A 17729-nucleotide genomic window follows, 5' to 3' on the forward strand; every position below is an offset into this window, starting at 1 on the left:
GCTGGCCGGGCGAGGCGAATCATAGGTCCGGGCCGCGAATCAGGGCCAATGCTGAGTGCGCATCCGGTTATGCAAAAAATGCATAACGTAACTGTTCAGCTCGTGTCACTGGTGCCAGGCACCGGTGACGCGAGCTGAACCAGTGATGCGAGCTGAACCAGTGACACGAGCTGAACAGCGCGAGCGCGGTGTCCTCGCGCGTCATCGTTCGGACGCCTGCAAGCGACGGCGCGAGCGGGCCGGCTGCAACTGCTCCTCGAGGTACTCCCACAGCGCCCCAACGACAGCCTTGCCGGGCCGCGCCGCGGATGGCCGCTCGCGGTACAGCCGGATCTCCATCTCGATCTCCCAGGTGCCGCCTTCGTCGGCGCGCGCCAGCAGCTTCTGCTTGACCTCGCGCGTGACGGCCGATTCGGGCAGGAACGCGATACCGCGGCCTTCCAGCGCCATCATTTTGAGGCCCTCGGCCATGTCGGTCTCGTAGCGTTTGTCCAGGTGCAGCGCTGGTTTCGCGTCGGCCAGGATCAGGTCGACCATCCGGCCCAGGTACGCGTTCGGCGTGTACGACAGGAAGGGCAGCGGCGCGTTCTTCCGGCCCGGCAGCTGGAACTCGGGCTGGCGCGCCTGCTGCTTGCCCGGCTTGCAGCGGGCGTAGGCGCGCAGCGCTTCGCGGCCCATCACCAGCATGTCGTAGCGGCCCGGGTCCAGCTGCACCGGTTGGCGCGGATGGTGGTAGCACAGCAGCAGGTCGCAGCCGCCGTCCACCAGTTGCAGCACGGCGTCGTGCACGTTCAGCGCCATCAGGCGGCTGTGCAGCGGGCCCACTTCCGCGCCGAAGCCTTCCTCCAGTTGCGTCAGCCACTTCGGCACGAACGTCAGCGACAGCGTGTGCGGCACGGCGAGGTCGATCGTCGTCTGCGTGGCGGCGCGCTTGTGGCGCAGCATCTCGCGCACGCCGTTGATCTGGCCCAGCATCTCCAGCGCCTGCTCGTAGAACACGTGGCCGGCCGGCGTCAGGCGGGTGGGGAACGTGGTGCGGTCGATCAGGTCCGTGCCGAGCCAGTTTTCCAGCGACTGGATACGGCGCGAGAACGCCGGCTGCGTCACGTGACGCAGCTGCGCGGAGCGGCTGAAGTTACTGGTCTCGACCAGCGAAATAAAGTCTTCCAGCCATTTTGTTTCCATCGTGTTTCCTCATTCCCGGGACGGCGCATTGTAACGGCCCGCCGCGGTGATCGTCCGCATCGGCGTGAACAGCCACGCGAACGCCGCGCAGCCGGTCAGCAGCGCGCCGCCGGCGGCGTACAGCGTTGCCAGGCTCACGTATTGCAGGATCGCGCCCGTGAACGCGGCCGACAGCGGCGCCAGGCCCATGAAGATGAACAGGAAGATGCTCATCGCCCGCCCCAGCATCTGCGGCGCGACGCGCCGGCCGATCCACGTGAAGATCGCCACCTGCAGGTAACCCGCCAGCACGCCGAGCGCGAGCAGCAGCAGGATGGCTTGCCACAGCGCGCCCACGGCACCCAGCGGCACCAGCAGCAGGCCGGCCAGCGCGTCGCCGAGCAGCAGCATGGCGCCGAACGGCAGCCCGAGTCTGGGGGCGCGCGCCGCCAGCACCATGCCCAGCAAGGTGCCGGCGCCGTGCGCGCCCATCAGCACACCAAGGCTGGACGCGCCATGCAGCACGTCGCGCGCCAGCAGCGGCAGCGCCACCTGCATCGCACCGCCGACGCAGAACGCCACCAGCCCCCAGTACAGGAAGCAGGTGCGCAGCGCCGTATCGCGCCAGACCATCGCCAGGCCCGCGCCGACCGCGCGCAGAACGTGCGTCTCCGCCGCGCGCGGCGCGTCGGCCAGCGGGCGCACGCGCGCCAGCGTGAACGCCGAGATCACGAAGCTGGCGCAGTCGACGGCGAACGCGAGGCCGAGCGGGCGCGCGTCCGTCACGGTAGCGCCGCCACCGGCCAGCGCGAGCAGCAGCGCGGCCAGCAGCGGGCCTGCCAGCATCGACAGCTGGCGCATGCCCATCATCGTGCCGTTGGCCGCCTGCAGCAGCGGGGCCGGCACCGTTTGCGGCAGCATCGCCGTGCCGGACGGGATGGCGAACGCCTGCGCCAGGCCGATCCCCAGCGCCAGTGCGTAGACGAGCGGCAGTGTCGCGCTGCCGGACAGCGTCAGCGCGGCCAGCGCGAACAACAGCAGCGCGCTGGCGTGCTTGGACAGCATCATCACCCGCAGCGGCGAGTAACGGTCGACCAGCGCGCCGCCGACCAGGATGAACACGGCGCGCGGGATGCTCATCAACGCGATCACGACGCCCAGCGCCAGCGGATCCCCGGTCAGTTTCAGCACCAGCCAGGGCAGGGCGATCAGCGTGAACTGGTCGCCGATCATCGACAGCATGCCGCCGCCGAGGAGCCAGCGGAAATTCGGCTCGGCCCACAGCGCCGCGCGGGTGGCCTGCGGGGCGCTCATGCGGCCGGCCCCAGGATGTTGCCGAGCACGGCGGTCAGTGTCGCGAGCTGGTCCGGCGGTGCGTGCCGCAGCAGGTCGGCGCAGGTTTCGCGGGCCGTGCGCAGCGCATTGTCCAGCAGGTCGTTGCCGGCCGGCGTGATGGCGGCGAACCCGACGCGGGCGTCGCGCTCGTCGGTCAGCCGCGCCACCCAGCCCGTCTTTTCCATCGGCAGCAGGGTGCGGGTGACGCCGGACGCCGTCAGCCCCTGGCGGTCGGCCAGGTCAACGCGGCGCAGCTTGCCGCCCGGTGCCCGCGCCAGGTTGTGCAGCAGCATCAGGTCGCCGAACGACAGGCCATGGTGGCCGCCCAGCACCGCGTCGAGCCGGCGCACGATGGCCGCATGGGCCCGCGCCAGCCGCAGGCAGAATTCGAGCGCGTCCGCGCCCTGGTATTCGTCAGTCATGGCCGATCCTTGATAAATACTTGAGTGGTCAAGTATATCGCAATAAATTGCCGCGCACCATATCTGCACCGCTACGCCAACAGGCGTATCATCGAACTCATGAACCAACGCAGATCATTCCTCAAGAAATCGGTGGCCGTTGCCTCGGCCTTGAGCATGCCCGCATTGGCGCGCGCCGCCGTGGCGGCACCGCACGAGCGCATCCTGCGCTTCCATAACACGCACACGGGCGAGTCGCTGAAGAGCGTGTTCTGGGCGGAAGGGGAGTTCATCCCGGAAGCGCTGCAGGACATCAACAAGCTGCTGCGTGATTTCCGCAGCAACACGATCGCGGACATCGATCCGGCGCTGCTCGTCCTTGTCGACAAGGTCAGCCGGCAATTCGGCAGCAACAACGTGATCCACATCATCTCGGGCTACCGCTCGCCGGAAACGAATCAGAAGCTGGCCGAGGCCAGCGGCGGTGTCGCGAAGCACAGCCTGCACATGGAAGGCAAGGCGATCGACCTGCGCATCCCGGGTGTGGACCTGAAACAGGTGCACAAGGCTGCGCTCGCGCTGCAATCCGGCGGCGTCGGCTATTACCAAAGTTCGCAGTTCGTGCACATGGATACGGGGCGCGTGCGGCACTGGTAATCGCAGGTAAGCACGGGTAGATCCAAGCGCTTGCGGCCGGGTCACCTGGACCAGGCTCGTATCCCCCGACGGACAGCCGCGTGCCGTCCACATACCACGGCGGCAGCGGCGCGAGGAACCGGGCCCGGCTTTCAGCGGCCCTGCGCCGTCAGGTACGGGTACGGATTGACGGGCGTGCCTTCCCACCATTTCTTGTCCGGCCCGAGTTCGAAGATGGCGAAGTGCAGGTGCGGCGTGCCGGGATCGGCATTGCCCGTCGTGCCCACGTAGCCGACCATCTGGCCGCGCCGGATCGTCATGCCTTCCTTCAGCTCGGGCGCATAGCTGTCCAGGTGGGCATAGTAGTACGCGTATTTTTCGGACGGGTCGAACTGGTAGACGGTCAGGCCGCCCGGCTTGCTGTTGAACAGCTTGGCAACCTTGCCGTCGGCCACGGCCAGCACGGGCGTGCCCTTCGGCGCGAGGATGTCCAGCGCTTCGTGGCGGCGCTCGCCGGGGCGGGCCTGGTTGAACGTGTCAGTCAGGTCCTTCGCGGACACGCCGGCCACGGGCACCAGCAGCGGGCCCAGCGCGGGCTTGACGTCGATGTCCACGCTGGTCGCGTTCGGCGGCACGGGGGCCGGCGTCGGCACTTCCGGCAGCGAGTTCGCCGGCAGCGGCACGCCGGCCGCGGGCGGCTGACCCTGGCCGGGCGGTTGACCCTGGCCGGGTGGCGGAGGCGGCGGGCCCGCCGGCTGCGCGGTCGGCGCCGGCGTCACGGCGGGACCAGGGCCCGGCGTGCCGGCGCTGGGCACGTCACGCCCCAGCCACAACACGGTTCCAACGACGCCCAGCGCGGCGCCCAGCAGCAAAGTCAGCAGCCATTTCATGCGTTGCCTCCGTTCGTAGTCACTCCTGCAGGATCACGGGGAAGCCGGGCGACACGACGTTCGCCACCAGGGCGGCGTCCCAGTTCGTCAGCCGGATGCAGCCGTGCGATTCCGTCTTGCCGATCTTGCCCGGCTCGGGCGTGCCGTGGATGCCGTAATGTTCCTTCGACAGGTCGAGCCACACGACGCCCACCGGGTTGTTCGGCCCCGGCTGGATGCGCGCCTTGCCTTCGCCCGGCTTCGCATCCCAGAACAGTTTCGGGTTGTAGTTGTAGTGGGGATTGCGGCCCACGCCGTTGATCTTCCACTCGCCGACTGGCAGCGGATCGTGTTCGCTGCCCGTGCTGGCGGGGAATTGGGCGACGACCTTGCCGGCATCGTCGACGAGCGACAGCGTGCGATCCGAATTGTCGACGACGATTTTCGCGGCCGCCGGCAGCGGGCCGGCCGCGCCCGTATTCGGCACGAGGATACGTTCGCCCGGTTGCAGGAAGTTCTTGCCGGGATTGAGCTCTTTGAGCAGTTCCGGGCTGGCGTGGAAGCGTTCGCCCAGCGCCTCTTCGATGCTGGCGTAGCCGAGCGCCGGCAGCTTGGCTTTGGCGGCCATGTCTTCGGGCACGCGCACGAACGGGCCTTGCACGTCGGCGTCCGTGATCGTGTACGTGCCGAGCACGGGCTGGCGGTCGTCCAGCGCATCCCACGTCGCCTGATCGACCTTGCCCGTGACGGGCAGGCCGCGCGCCTTCTGGAAGCCGGCGATGGCATGGCGCATATTGCTGCCGTATTTGCCGTCGATCTCGCCGGGCGAGAAGTGGGCACGGTCAAGCAGCACCTGGGCGCGCAGGTCGGGCGCGACCTGGTCGGGAGTTTGAGGTTGTTGTGGCTGCGCTGCCGGTGCGGGCGCGGTTGGTGCCGGCGGCACCGGCTGGGGTGGTTGGGCATGCGCCAGCGGCGCGGCAGCGAGTAGCGTGATGAGTAGCGTTTTCATGCCGCCAGTGTGCCGCGCGGGCATGGCCGCGCTCTGTACGGCAGCGTACACGTGCGCAGCGGCGCGGAAAAACGCGACAGCAAAAAAAAACGCCGGGCGAACCCGGCGTCTTGTTACTTCAGTGCGGTTACCTCAAGCGATCAACGCTCGCCCCACGGACGGCGCGGTGCATCGGAACGCGGTGCGCTGTCGCGGCGGAAGCCGCCGCCTTCCTTGCGGACCGGTGCGCCTTCGCGGCGGAAACCGCCTTCCGGACGCGCTTCGCCGCGGAACGGGCTCGCTTCGCTGCGATAGTGGCTGCTGTCGCGGGCAAAGCCGCCGTCGCGCTGGTGGCCGCCGTCGCGCGGGTGGCCGCCTTCACGCGGGTAGGCCGGCTTCGAGAAGCTGCGCTGGCCCGGCTTGCGGCCTTCGCCAGGCTTCCAGCCCGGACGCGCCGCGGAACGCGGTGCCGCCGCCTTCTTCGGCTCGAAGCCTTCGACGACGTCGACCGGAATGCTCTGCTTCGTGAAGCGCTCGATACGGCGCACGTGCATGCCTTCGGCGTGGTTCACCAGCGAGATCGCCAGGCCGTTACGGCCGGCGCGGCCCGTACGGCCGATACGGTGCACGTAATCTTCCGGGAACTTCGGCAGGTCGTAGTTGAACACGTGCGTGATCGTCGGCACGTCGATGCCGCGCGCCGCCACGTCGGTGGCGACCAGCACTTTCACGTTACCGCGGCGCATGCCGTCCAGGGTACGGTTGCGGGCGCCCTGGTGCATGTCGCCATGCAGTGCGGCAGCCGCGAAGCCGGCGATGTTCAGGCGGTCGGCGATCGTGTCGGCGTCGCGCTTGGTGGCGGTGAACACCACGGCCTGATCCAGCGACTCGTCGCGCAGCAGGTGGTCCAGCAGGCGGTTCTTGTGCGACAGGTCGTCGACGAAGTGCACGCGCTGCGTGATGTTCTCGTGCTTGTTGGCGGCCTGCTTGATCTCGATCGTCAGCGGGTCCTTCGTGATGCGGCGAGCCATATTGCCCACCACGCCGTCGAGCGTGGCGGAGAACAGCATCGTCTGGCGCGTGGACGGCGTCGCGGCGACGATCTTTTCGATGTCGTCGATGAAGCCCATGTCCAGCATGCGGTCCGCTTCGTCCAGCACGAGGATCTGCAGCTGCGAGAAGTCGATCTTGCCCGACTCCATATGGTCGATCAGGCGGCCCGGCGTCGCCACCAGGATTTCCGGATTGCGCGACAGCAGTTGCATCTGCTTCGGGTAAGGCATGCCGCCGAGGATCGCGACGGCCTTCAGGCGGCGCAGGTTGACGCTGTACTTGTCGGTGTTCGTGGTGACCTGCAGCGCGAGCTCGCGGGTCGGGGTCAGCACCAGCATTTTCGGCTGGGCCGGCTTGAAACGAGGACGCTCGCCGCGTGCGAACGCAGCCTGCTTTTCCTGGTTCGGCGTGCGGCCGGACGCTGCCGCCTCTGGCGTCAGTTCAGCCAGGCGGTGCAGCGAAGGCAGCATGAAAGCCGCCGTCTTGCCGGAACCCGTCTGGGACGATACCAGCAAATCCTTGCCGGCGATCGCGGCCGGAACGGCCTGCTCCTGCACGGGCGTCGGCTTGGTGTAGCCGGCGTCGGTGAGGGCTTTCAGAATGGACGGATTCAGGCCAAGTGTTTCAAAACTCATGTATATCTTTCGTAAAATTGCGCGTTCCTGCACAACCGCAGAACGCAACATCGCTACGCCAACCAAACGAAATGACTCTAAACTGCAAGAATAGAAATTTCGGCACAAAAGCTTTGCGCCGGGACGGTGTCAGGATGCGACACACAAGGGCGGGGGGCTTTTTATAAGCGCGTCAGGCTCGAGGGCCGGAATGCGCGAAGGCTTGCGAAGCTGGTAATGGGCATCAGCCCGGAATTTTTCTTCTGTCGTTGTTACTATACGTTGGCTGTTGCAACGCACAAACAACATCATACCCGATTTTGGCCGACCCTGCACGGCTGTCTGAACCGTGCGGGCGGTGAGACGCGGCGCCCCGCGTCGTGGGCGCCGTGTAAAGGCGGCTTACTGGTAATCGGTGGCGTTCAGGCCCATCACGTGGGAGAAGCCGCCGTCGACGTAGATGATGTCGCCGGTGATGCCGGAGGACAGGTCGGACAGCATGAACGCCGCCGTATTGCCCACTTCCTCGATCGTCACGTTGCGGCGCAGCGGCGCATGGCTGGCGGCAAAGCCCAAGAGCTTCGAGAAGTCCTTGATGCCGGACGCGGCCAGCGTCTTGATCGGGCCGGCCGAGATGCCGTTCGAGCGGATGCCGTGCTGGCCCAGGTTCTCGGCCAGGTAGCGCACCGATGCTTCCAGCGATGCCTTTGCCAGGCCCATCGTGTTGTAGTAGGGAATAGCGCGCACGGCGCCCAGGTACGACAGCGTCAGCACGGACGAGCCGGGCTTCAGCAGCGGCAGTGCCGCCTTCACCATGGCCGGGAAGCTGTAGGCCGAGATGTCGTGGGCGACGCGGTAGTTCTCGCGGGTCAGGCCGTCGAGGAACTCGCCGGCGATCGCCTCGCGCGGCGCAAAGCCGATCGCGTGGACGAAGCCGTCCAGGCGGTCCCAGCTCTGGCCCAGGTCGCGGAACAGCGCCTCGATCTGCTCATCGCTCGCCACGTCGCAATCGAACACCAGCTTGCTGCCGAATTCGGCGGCGAAGTCGGTGATACGGTCCTTGAACCGTTCGCCCACGTAGGTGAAGGCCAGCTCGGCGCCTTCGCGGTGGCAGGCCTGCGCGATGCCGTAGGCGATCGAACGGTTGGACAGCACGCCGGTGATGAGGATTTTTTTGCCTTGCAAGAAAGCCATGTTTACTCCAATTGCCTGTTGCGCCTGGCGCAGCAGGGGGATGTTGTTCTGAGTGGTGACAGACCGCAGGTGGTGCTTGTTACCGCAAGATCGAGATTGTATGGCTTGGGGCTTGCCACTGCAAGCTTGGCAAGTCGTTGGCGGCCGCATAACGGCTGGGTTCGTGTCCCTCTGGTGTCCCTCTGGGGTCAGACCCCAGAGGGACACGAGCTCGGCAACAAAAAAAAGGCTGCGGGACCTGGCGGTCGCGCAGCCTTCGCTATCGGAGCAGGCGTATCAGTTGCGGCGCTTCTTGCCCGCGTCGTCGCGCGACACGCGCGCCTTCACCAGCTTGATCGGCGACTTCGTCTTGCTGCTGGTCGCTTTCGCCTGGCGGTAGTTGCTGCGCTTGGCGACGGGTTCGTCGGCGACGTTGATCGTCGCGTTCTCGGCGATTTCCGTGGGGATGTCGCCGGCGCTGGCCGAGATCTTCGGCACCAGGATCGTCGAGCCGGCCTTCAGCACGCCGCGCGACGGCAGGTTGTTGGCCTGGCGGATCACTTCCGGCGTCGTGCGGAACTTCGAGGCCAGCGATGCGATCGATTCACGCGCGCTCGTCACCTTGTGCGTCGACCAGGTGGACAGCGCACGGCCCCACTGGGCCAGGTTCAGGTGGAACTTCTCCGCGTTTTCCTTCGGCAGCAGGATCTGGGTCTGCTCGCCGCCGGTGATCACGGGGCGCTTGAACTGCGGGTTCAGCGCCTTGAATTCGTCGACCGACAATTCGGCCAGCTGGGCGGCCACGGTCAGGTCGATGTCGCTCGTCTTGTCGACGGCGGTGAAGTACGGCTCGTTCTGGATCAGCGGCAGCGACAGGCCGTAGCGGCCCGGGTTCGCGACGATGTTCTTCACAGCTTGCAGCTTCGGCACGTAGTTGCGCGTCTCGGCCGGCATCAGTTCGGACAGGCTGTCGAAATCGGTCGGCTTGCCGGCGGCGCGGTTCTTCGCGATCGCCTTCTGCACCGAGCCTTCGCCCCAGTTATAGGCGGCCAGCGCGAGTTGCCAGTCGCCGAACATGTCGTACAGGCGTTGCAGGTAGGTCAGCGCCGCGTCGGTCGATGCCAGCACGGAGCGGCGGTCGTCCTTGAACGCGTTCTGCTTCAGGTTGAAATCGCGGCCGGTGCCGGGCATGAACTGCCACATGCCGCCCGCGTTCGCGCTGGAGACGGCGGTCGGGTTGAAGGCGGATTCGATGAACGGCAGCAGTGCCAGTTCCGTCGGCATGCCGCGCTTTTCCAGTTCGGACACGACGTGGAACAGGTACAACGACGCGCGGGCCGACGTGCGGGCCATGTGGTCGGGCCGCTCGGCATACCAGTTGACGTGCTTCGCCACAAGCGAGTTGTTCAGGTCGGGGATCGCGTAGCCGGAGCGGATGCGGTTCCAGACGTCCGTTTCACGGAAGGCGTCTTCGGAGGGTGCTGCCTTGACAAGATTTTTGGAAGGGGAGGCGAGATCGGGTGCAGGAGCCTTGGCGGCGGGCGACAGCGGAATCAGCGGCATGTTATTGCCGGCGGATTCGACCGCATGGCTGATTACCGGTGCCGCGGCGAGCAGTGCCGCCAGCAGGGGAGTGTACTTAAGTCGTCGCATAGCGTTCCATTGTGTTGTCGTCGAATTAACCGAGGCAAGCCCCGGCCGGACGGACTACCAATTTAAAGGTGGAGTGTAAGGATGTTGCTGGGGCGCCGTCAAGAAATATGTCGGCCCGGTTACAAAAAACTTGAGGTGCGGCATCGTAAAAAATAATGGCAAGATCGCGTTGAATCCAGTGAAAATCGCCGAAGATGGCGTAAACGACATCCGGTGCGTACAATGGTATCCCCCAGCTGTTTGCACCAAGGAATTCATCATGAGCACCTCCCCCGTGGACCACGCCACCGCCATTGCCCGCACCGAGGAATGGCTCGAGAAAGCGGTGATCGGCCTGAACCTGTGCCCGTTCGCGAAGGCGGTCCATGTGAAGAAGCAGATCCGCTATGTCGTGTCGGACGCCACCACTCCCGAAGAGCTGCTGGAGCAGCTGATGGACGAGCTGCAACTGCTGTCCGACACCCCGGCCGAGCAGGTCGACACGACCCTGATCATCCACCCTCACGTATTGAGTGACTTCGAGGACTACAATGAGTTCCTCGATGTTGCCGACGCGGCGCTGGAAGACATGGGCCTCGACGGCGAATTGCAAGTCGCCAGCTTCCACCCGGACTACCAGTTCGCCGATACGGCGAAGGACGACATCGGCAATTACACGAACCGCTCGCCGTACCCGACCCTGCACCTGCTGCGCGAAGACAGCGTCGAGCGCGCCGTCGAGGCGTTCCCGGAGGCCGAGGCGATCTTCGAAAAGAACATCGAGACGATGGAACAGCTGGGCCACGCCGGCTGGGCCAAGCTGTTCGCCCGGAGCTGAGGATGGCGGACCAGGATCTGCCGGAGCGCCCGGACACGCCGTGCGTGGCCGTGTGCTCGACGACGTTCGACGACATCTGCCGCGGCTGCGGCCGCACCTATATCGAGGTGGCGCACTGGGTGTCGATGTCGGCCGAGGAAAAGGAAAAGGTGTGGCAGCGGATTCTGGCGCAGGGGTATCCGCGGCGGAACGGCTGAAGTTTCGCGGAAAATGCGGTCTGCCCACAATGCCGTTAAGTTAGCAAGCTGCGTGCGCTGAAGACGCTTGCTTTCACCCCAACGGCAAAGGCTGGGGTCAGACCCGCCGGGTCTGACCCCGGGGTTTCGAGTCTCGGGTTTGCCTTGACTGAACGGCATTAAGGCCTGTCACCATTTTTGGCGTAATTCTTTTACTGCGGAATCACCCCAATAAAATCCTTCTTGCCGATGTCCAGCCCGTTATGGCGCAGGATGTCGTACGCGGTCGTCGCGTGGAAGAAGAAATGCGGCAGCGCGTAGTGCAGCAGGTAGTTGTGGCCGGTGAAGTGGCGGGTCTTTTCGCCGCTGCCGGTCGTGATCGCGCGGGTGGCCGCGTCGTCGAACGCTTGTTCCGGCAGGCTGTCGAGGAACGTCAGCGTTTTCTTGATGCGCAGCTTCAGGTCGGCGAAGGTTTTTTCCGTGTCTTCCCATGCCGGCACGTCCTGCCCGGCCAGGCGCGCGCCGGCACCCTTGGCGAAATCGCTGGCGATCTGGATCTGGCGCGTGAACGGCAGCATGTCGGGGAACAGCCGGTATTGCAGCAGCGCGTTCGGATCGATCTTCTTCGTTTCCACGTGTTGTTCGGCCTTGTCGAGGATATCCAGCAGGCTGGTCAGGATCTGGCGGAACACGGGAACGGCGGCGGCGTACATCGAAAAGCTCATAAGGACTCCTGTCAAAGGGAGGCCATCATAGCAAGTTCGGCCACCATCCGCCGAAAGCGTTGCCGCCGTGCTCGAGCACGGTACGGCGATCGTGACTTCGCCAGGTTTTTACGTGCATAATTGCACCACGATAACTAACCTAACGCGTTGCGCGAGATGCTCCTCACTATCCAGGCCGCGGCCACTGCATGACGCACCCGCCATTTCGCAGCCTGCGTGCCCGCCTGGGCGCGTTGTATGGCCAGTCGATCTATGGGTCGCTGCTGCTCGTCGTGCTGGGCGGCCTCGTCGTGCCCGCGCTCGTCGGCGGCTACCTGATCGTCGGCCTGCGCGAACAGCAGGCCGCGCACACGGCGCTGAACGAAACGCTGCAACGCAATGCCGACATCCTCGCCCTCGGCATGCAGGAATCGCTGTGGAACATGAATGCCGACGCGGCCCGCTCGCTGGCCCAGGCCGTGATGCGCGACCGTTCCATCGTCCGCGTGCAGGTGACGGGGCAGGCCGAGGCCCAGTTCATCGACCTGAAGTCGCCGGCGCCGCGCCGCGGCAACGTCGTCGAGGCGCAGCGCGACGTCGTCGTGCGCGGCGAGCGCATCGGCCACGTGCTCGTCGCGATGGACGATGCCCGCACCCGCCAGGACCTGCGCGAAAAGCGCCGCGCCTACATCTTCGTGCTGGCCGGCCAGCTGTCCGTGTCGCTGCTGCTGATCGTCCTGCTGCTGAACAAGCGCGTGATCCGCCCGCTGCGCCGGCTGATGCGCTTTTCCGAGCGCCTGTCGCAGGGCGACTTCGAGACGGGCCTGGACCTGCGCGCCAGCCGCGACGAGCTGGGCCGCCTGGCGCGCCAGCTGGAACAGACCCGCGTGGCGATCCGCCGCCTGTTCGACGACGTGCGCCAGCGCGAAGAACGCTTCCGCACCATCGTCACGCAGGTGCCGGGCGCCGTGTTCCGCTACCGGCCGGACGGCCCGATCGAATTCGTCAGCGACGCGATCGAAGACATCTCCGGCTACACGGCCGCGCAGCTGATGCGCGGTACCACGCATTCCTGGGTCAACCTGATCACGCCGGAAGACCGGCGCATGCAGCGGCGCACGGTGCGCGATGCGATCGCCGAAGGCCGCGCCTACGAAACCGAATACCGCATCGTCGACGCCACCGGCACCGAGCGCTGGGTGCTGGAGATCGGCCAGCCGCAGGTGCCGCCCGAAGGCGGCGAGCCGTGGGTGGACGGCATCCTGTCCGACATCAGCGAGCGCAAGGACAACGAGATGCGCATCGAGGCGCTGCTGGCCGAGCAGGGCGCGATCCTGGACAACGTGATGTTCGGCGTGATGTTCGTGCGCCACCGCACCATCATGTCCGTCAACCGCCGCTGCGAAGAGCTGTTCGGCTACGAGCCGGGCGAAATGGTGGGCAAGTCGACGGCGATCGTGTTCCCCACGTCGTTCGACTTCGAGGCGGCCGGCGTGCGCCAGTATCCGACCCTGGGCCAGGGCGAGTACTTCAGCGAGGAGCGCCACTACCGCCGGCGTGACGGCACGCTGTTCTGGTGCATGGTCAGCGGCTGCGCGATCGACCAGAACCGCCCCTATGAAGGCAGCATCTGGGTGTACGCCGACATCACCGCGCGCAAGGAGGCGGAGGAAAAACTGCGGCTGTCCGCCACGGTGCTCGAGCACATCGCCGACGGCGTGCTCGTCGTCGACACGCAGCGTCGCATCGTGGCCGTCAACACGGCCTTCACGCAGATCACGGGCTACGCGGAAGACGAGGCGCTGGGCCGCGACATCTGGCTGATGCGCTCGGGCCGCCATGACGACGCATTCCACGACACGCTGTGGCAGGAGCTCGTCGACACGGGCCACTGGCAGGGCGAGCTGTGGTGCCTGCGCAAGAACGGCGAGCAGTTCGTCGAAGCGCTGACGATCACGGCGGTGCGCGACACGCACGGCACCACGACGCATTACGTGGGCGTGTTCCGCGACATCACGCTGGTCAAGGAAAACGAGAGGAAGCTCGACCACCTGGCCCACCACGATCCGCTGACGGCGCTGCCGAACCGGCTGCTGTTCAACGACCGCCTGCAGCACGCGATCGACCGCGCCCAGCGCTCGCAGGAGCAGCTGGCGCTGCTGTTCATCGACCTGGACCGCTTCAAGAACGTCAACGACACGCTGGGCCACCACATCGGCGACGAGCTGCTGAAACAGGTGGCCGATGCGCTGGCGGCGCGGCTGCGCGACGGCGACACGCTGGCGCGGCTGGGCGGCGACGAATTCGTCGTGCTGCTCGAAGGCGTCGCCGGCGAGTACGCCGTCACGCTGGTCGCGGAAAAGCTCGTGACGATGTTCGAGCAGCCGTTCACGGTTGCCGGCCACGAGCTGTTCGTCACGTGCAGCGTCGGCATCAGCCTGTACCCGTCGGATGCGACGGACCTGAACATGTTGATCCGCAATGCCGACGTGGCGATGTACCAGGCCAAGGCGCGCGGCCGCAACGGCTACCGCTTCTACGCGCCGTCGATGACGGGCGAGGGCGTGCAGCGCCTGCGCCTGGAAGCCTACCTGCGCCGCTCGCTGGAGAAGGACGAGATGTTCCTGAACTACCAGCCGCAGGTCGAGATCGACACGGGGCGCCTGATCGGCGTCGAGGCGCTGGTGCGCTGGAACCACCCGGAACTGGGCCTGGTGCCGCCGGGCCGCTTCGTGCCGCTGGCCGAGGACACGGGCTTCATCAGCCAGCTGGGCCAGTGGGTGCTGCGCGAGGCGTGCCGGCAGATGGTGCGCTGGCAGGAGGCCGGGCTGGTGGTGCCGAAGATCGCCGTCAACCTGTCGGTACGGCAGTTCGAGCGCGGCACGATCGTGGCCACCGTGGCCGACATCCTGCGCGAGACGGGCCTCGAACCCCACCGCCTGCAGCTCGAGGTCACCGAATCGCTGATCATGAACACGGGCGATGCGCTGGCCCACATCAACGGCCTGCACGCACTGGGCGTGTCGCTGGCGATCGACGATTTCGGCACCGGCTATTCGTCGCTGGCCTACCTGAAGCAGATGCCGGTGCAGACACTGAAGATCGACCGCTCGTTCATCCAGGACATCCATGAAGACGTCAACGACGAGGCGATCGCGATCGCCATCATCCAGCTCGGCAAGAGCATGAACCTGGCCGTCATCGCCGAAGGTGTCGAGACGGACGAGCAGGCCACGTTCCTGCTGCGCCACGGCTGCAACCAGGCGCAGGGCTATTTCTACAGCCGCCCCGTGATGCCGGACGACCTGCAGCGGCGGTGGCTGCCATGATGGACCAGGACGACCAGCCCGGCCAACCGGATCAGCCGACCAGGCGGGCGCGCTTCACGCGCCGCCGCTTCCTGCTGGCCGGCGGCGCCGCGGCCGGTGCGCTGGTGGTCGGCTGGGGCGCGCTGCCGCCGCGCCAGCGGCTGCGGGCCGATGCCGCGCTGCCCGTCGAGGATGGTGCCGTCACGCTGAACGGCTGGGTCGCCCTCGCGCCGGACAACACGGTGTCCGTCGTCGTGCCGCGCGCCGAGATGGGGCAGGGCGTCACGACGGCGCTGCCGATGCTGGTGGCCGAGGAGTTGGACATGCCGCTGGCCCAGGTGCGCGTGGTGCAGGCGCCGCCCGACAAGATCTACGCGAACGTCGCCGTGATGCGCGACACGCTGCCGTTCCACCCGGACGACACGGGCGCCACGCAGGCGTTGGCGCGCTGGACGCTGGCGAAGGTGGCGCGCGAGCTGGGCATCAGCCTGACGGGCGGTTCGTCGTCCGTCAAGGATGCATGGCTGCCGATGCGCGAGGCGGGCGCCGCGGCCCGCGCGCTGCTGGTGGCTGCCGCGAGCCGCGCGTGGAACGTGCCGGCGGCGCGCATCCGCACGGAGAACGGCTACCTGATCGATGCGGCGGGCGGCCGGCGCGCGCCGTATGGAGACTTTGCCGGCGCCGCGGCGAAGGAAACCCCGGGCGACGTGACGTTGAAGGACCCGCACCAGTTCCGGCTGATCGGCCATGAGGTGCCGCGCCGCGACAGCCGCCAGAAGGCCGATGGCAGCGCGCGCTTCGGTATCGATGCGCGGCCGCCGGGCCTCGTCTATGCGGCGCTGCGAATGGCGCCGACGATCGGCGGCACGATCGCCGGCATCAACCCGGCCGAGGTGCTGGCGCGCCACGGCGTGCTGGCGGTGATCGATTTTTCCGGCGCGCTGGCGGGGCAGACGGGCGCACAATCCGGCGTCGCGGTCGTCGCCAACGCCTATTGGCCGGCACGGCAGGCCGCCGACGCGCTGGCGATCCGCTGGGAGGCCGGCCCGCATGCCGACCTGTCGAGCGAGCAGATCGACGCGCAGCTGGCGATTGCGCTGGACGAGGAGGAAGGCCACGTCTACCACAGCCAGGGCGACATCGCGCAAGCGCACGAGCAGGCGCACCTGATCCGTGCGCACTACCGGGTGCCGCTGCTGGCCCACGCGGCGATGGAGCCGCTGAACTGCACGGCGCAGGTGGCCGACGGCAAGGTGCGCCTGTGGGTGTCGACGCAGGTGCCGACCCTGGCGGTGCAGGTGGCCGCGCGGGTCGGCGGCGTCGATCCCGGGCAGGTCGAGCTGCACGAGCTGCTGCTGGGCGGCGGCTTCGGCCGGCGCCTGGAGACGGACATGGTGGCGGTGGCCGTCGCGATCGCGCGCCAGTGCCAGGGCCGCCCCGTGCAGGTGATCTGGACCCGCGAGCAGGACATCATGCACGACGTCTACCGCCCGGCCGCGCTGGCGCGCTTCACGGCCACGCTGGATGCCGCCGGCTCGATCAAGAGCTGGGACATGAAGGGGGCGGGCGGCGCGTTGACGCCGCAGTTCATGCGCCGCAACCTGGGCCTGCCGGCGGCCGGGCCGGACAAGACGACGGTCGAAGGCGCTTACGACATGCAGTACGCCATTCCGCACCAGCGCATCGCCCACGTGGCCGTCGACAGCCTGGTCCCGCTGGGGAACTGGCGCTCGGTCGGCCACTCGTACAACGCGTTCTTCAAGGAGAGCTTCGTCGACGAGATGGCCCATGCGGCCGGCAAGGACCCGGTGGCGTTCCGCCGCGCGCTGCTGATCGACCGGCCCCGCCACCTGGCCGCGCTGGATGCCGCGGTCCGCCGCGCCGGCGAGCCACCTGCCGGCCGCGCCCATGGCGTGGCGCTGCACCAGAGCTATGGCAGCATCGTTGCGCAGGTGGCGGAGGTGTCCGTGCATGAAGGCGAGATCCGCGTGCACCGCGTCGTCTGCGCGATCGATTGCGGCATCGCCGTCAACCCGAACCTCGTCGCGCAGCAGATGGAATCGGCCGTCGTGTTCGGCCTGTCCGCGGCGCTGGGCGGCGCGATCACGGTCAAGGACGGCAAGGTGGTGCAATCGAACTTCGGCGACTACCCGGTGTTGCGGATGCCGCAGGTGCCGCGGGTGGACACGATCATCGTGCTGTCGGCCGAGCCGCCCGAGGGCGTGGGCGAGCCGGGCGTGCCGCCGGTCGCGCCGGCCGTCGCCAACGCCGTGTTCAAGCTGACGGGCCGGCGCCTGCGCAGCCTGCCGCTGCGCCTGACCTGATCCGGCCGCTTCGGCCGCTTCAGCCCATTATTCGCCGGCGCAGCGCGGGCAGCGGCCCTTGATCAGCACATCCACTTCATCGCTGGTAAAGCCGTCCGGCAGCTTCAGCTTGCGCGGCAGCGGCACGTCCGGCACGCACGTCACCGCTTCGCAGCGGGTGCACTGGAAGTGCGCGTGATCGTGCGCATCCTTGTCCGGATTGGCGGAAAAGCGCCACACCTGGTCGGCGCCGGCGATGCGGTGTGCCAGTCCCTGTTCCGTCAGCCATTCGAGCACGCGGTACAGCGTGACGGCATCGAATCCTTCTCCCGGCAGGCGGGCCAGGATGTCGTGATGCGTCAGCGGTTCGTGCTGCGCGAGCAGGAACGCCAGCACGCGCACGCGCGGCTGCGTGAGCCGCGCGCCGGTGGCGCGGATCAGGCTTTCGGCCTGCTCGGTACTGGTGTGATTGCGCGTGCTTGCGGTCGGGGTGGCCATGGTGTATCCGGTGTCGATGCGGCCGGACGATCGTTCG

Annotated in this window: 15 protein-coding genes; 5 read left to right on the plus strand and 10 right to left on the minus strand. The window is 67.2% G+C overall.

The features are described from left to right. Positions 1-201 precede the first annotated feature (201 nt). From IP92_RS19610 to IP92_RS19620, 3 genes are read right to left on the minus strand one after another with little or no spacing between them, the layout of a single operon-like run. Complete coding sequence (locus IP92_RS19610) at positions 202-1185, minus strand: LysR family transcriptional regulator (protein WP_145878210.1); 984 nt, start codon at positions 1183-1185, stop codon at positions 202-204. A 9-nt stretch (positions 1186-1194) separates the two neighbouring features. Beyond that, a complete protein-coding gene (locus IP92_RS19615) occupies positions 1195-2478 on the minus strand; it encodes an MFS transporter (protein ID WP_145878212.1) in 1284 nt (427 codons plus the stop codon). Continuing rightward, positions 2475-2921, minus strand: coding sequence for a MarR family winged helix-turn-helix transcriptional regulator (locus IP92_RS19620; RefSeq protein ID WP_145878214.1), 447 nt, complete (start codon positions 2919-2921; stop codon positions 2475-2477). The genes IP92_RS19615 and IP92_RS19620 overlap by 4 nt, the downstream gene beginning before the upstream one ends. A gap of 99 nt (positions 2922-3020) precedes the next feature. Between IP92_RS19620 and mepK the strand changes: the two genes are divergently transcribed. Next, complete coding sequence (gene mepK, locus IP92_RS19625; protein ID WP_145878215.1) at positions 3021-3557, plus strand: peptidoglycan L,D-endopeptidase MepK; 537 nt, start codon at positions 3021-3023, stop codon at positions 3555-3557. A gap of 131 nt (positions 3558-3688) precedes the next feature. On the opposite strand, the gene IP92_RS19630 is transcribed toward mepK, so the two are convergent. The 5 genes from IP92_RS19630 to IP92_RS19650 all read right to left on the minus strand — a co-directional run bounded on the left by IP92_RS19630 (position 3689) and on the right by IP92_RS19650 (position 9886). Further along, positions 3689-4426: a M23 family metallopeptidase gene (locus tag IP92_RS19630; protein ID WP_145878216.1), complete on the minus strand. Its 738-nt coding sequence runs from the start codon at positions 4424-4426 to the stop codon at positions 3689-3691. Between the two features lie 19 nt (positions 4427-4445). Then, positions 4446-5414 (minus strand): L,D-transpeptidase family protein, encoded by a 969-nt coding sequence (locus IP92_RS19635; protein WP_145878217.1) that lies wholly within the window; start codon positions 5412-5414, stop codon positions 4446-4448. A gap of 140 nt (positions 5415-5554) precedes the next feature. Continuing rightward, positions 5555-7081 carry a DEAD/DEAH box helicase gene (locus tag IP92_RS19640; protein WP_145878218.1) on the minus strand — a complete coding sequence of 509 codons (1527 nt, stop codon included), beginning with the start codon at positions 7079-7081 and terminating at the stop codon, positions 5555-5557. Between the two features lie 381 nt (positions 7082-7462). Then, positions 7463-8254, minus strand: coding sequence for an enoyl-ACP reductase FabI (fabI, locus tag IP92_RS19645; RefSeq protein WP_145878219.1), 792 nt, complete (start codon positions 8252-8254; stop codon positions 7463-7465). Positions 8255-8530: 276 nt separating this feature from the next. Then, positions 8531-9886 carry a transglycosylase SLT domain-containing protein gene (locus tag IP92_RS19650; protein WP_199271840.1) on the minus strand — a complete coding sequence of 452 codons (1356 nt, stop codon included), beginning with the start codon at positions 9884-9886 and terminating at the stop codon, positions 8531-8533. Positions 9887-10145: 259 nt separating this feature from the next. Here IP92_RS19650 and IP92_RS19655 point away from each other — a divergent pair, with 259 nt between their 5' ends. Continuing rightward, positions 10146-10703, plus strand: coding sequence for a DUF1415 domain-containing protein (locus tag IP92_RS19655; RefSeq protein WP_145878220.1), 558 nt, complete (start codon positions 10146-10148; stop codon positions 10701-10703). A gap of 2 nt (positions 10704-10705) precedes the next feature. Then, entirely contained in the window at positions 10706-10900 is a 195-nt protein-coding gene (locus tag IP92_RS19660) for a DUF1289 domain-containing protein (RefSeq protein ID WP_145878221.1), read from the plus strand. Positions 10901-11091: 191 nt separating this feature from the next. Here the strand turns inward: IP92_RS19660 and IP92_RS19665 are convergent, their stop codons facing one another. Continuing rightward, positions 11092-11604, minus strand: coding sequence for a DUF1993 domain-containing protein (locus tag IP92_RS19665; protein ID WP_145878222.1), 513 nt, complete (start codon positions 11602-11604; stop codon positions 11092-11094). A gap of 188 nt (positions 11605-11792) precedes the next feature. Here IP92_RS19665 and IP92_RS19670 point away from each other — a divergent pair, with 188 nt between their 5' ends. Both IP92_RS19670 and IP92_RS19675 read left to right on the plus strand, forming a co-directional pair. Next, entirely contained in the window at positions 11793-14912 is a 3120-nt protein-coding gene (locus tag IP92_RS19670) for an EAL domain-containing protein (protein WP_145878223.1), read from the plus strand. Then, positions 14912-17215, plus strand: a complete 2304-nt coding sequence (locus tag IP92_RS19675; protein ID WP_145878726.1) for a xanthine dehydrogenase family protein molybdopterin-binding subunit — start codon at positions 14912-14914, stop codon at positions 17213-17215. Before IP92_RS19670 ends, IP92_RS19675 begins: the two co-directional genes overlap by 1 nt. A gap of 27 nt (positions 17216-17242) precedes the next feature. Here IP92_RS19675 and IP92_RS19680 read toward each other — a convergent pair whose 3' ends face one another. Continuing rightward, on the minus strand, positions 17243-17692 hold the full coding sequence (locus IP92_RS19680; RefSeq protein ID WP_145878224.1) for a Fur family transcriptional regulator: 450 nt from the start codon (positions 17690-17692) through the stop codon (positions 17243-17245). Between the last annotated feature and the right edge of the window lie 37 nt (positions 17693-17729).

The sequence above is a fragment of the Pseudoduganella flava genome, from assembly GCF_007830495.1.
GTDB classification, from domain to species: domain Bacteria; phylum Pseudomonadota; class Gammaproteobacteria; order Burkholderiales; family Burkholderiaceae_D; genus Rugamonas; species Rugamonas flava.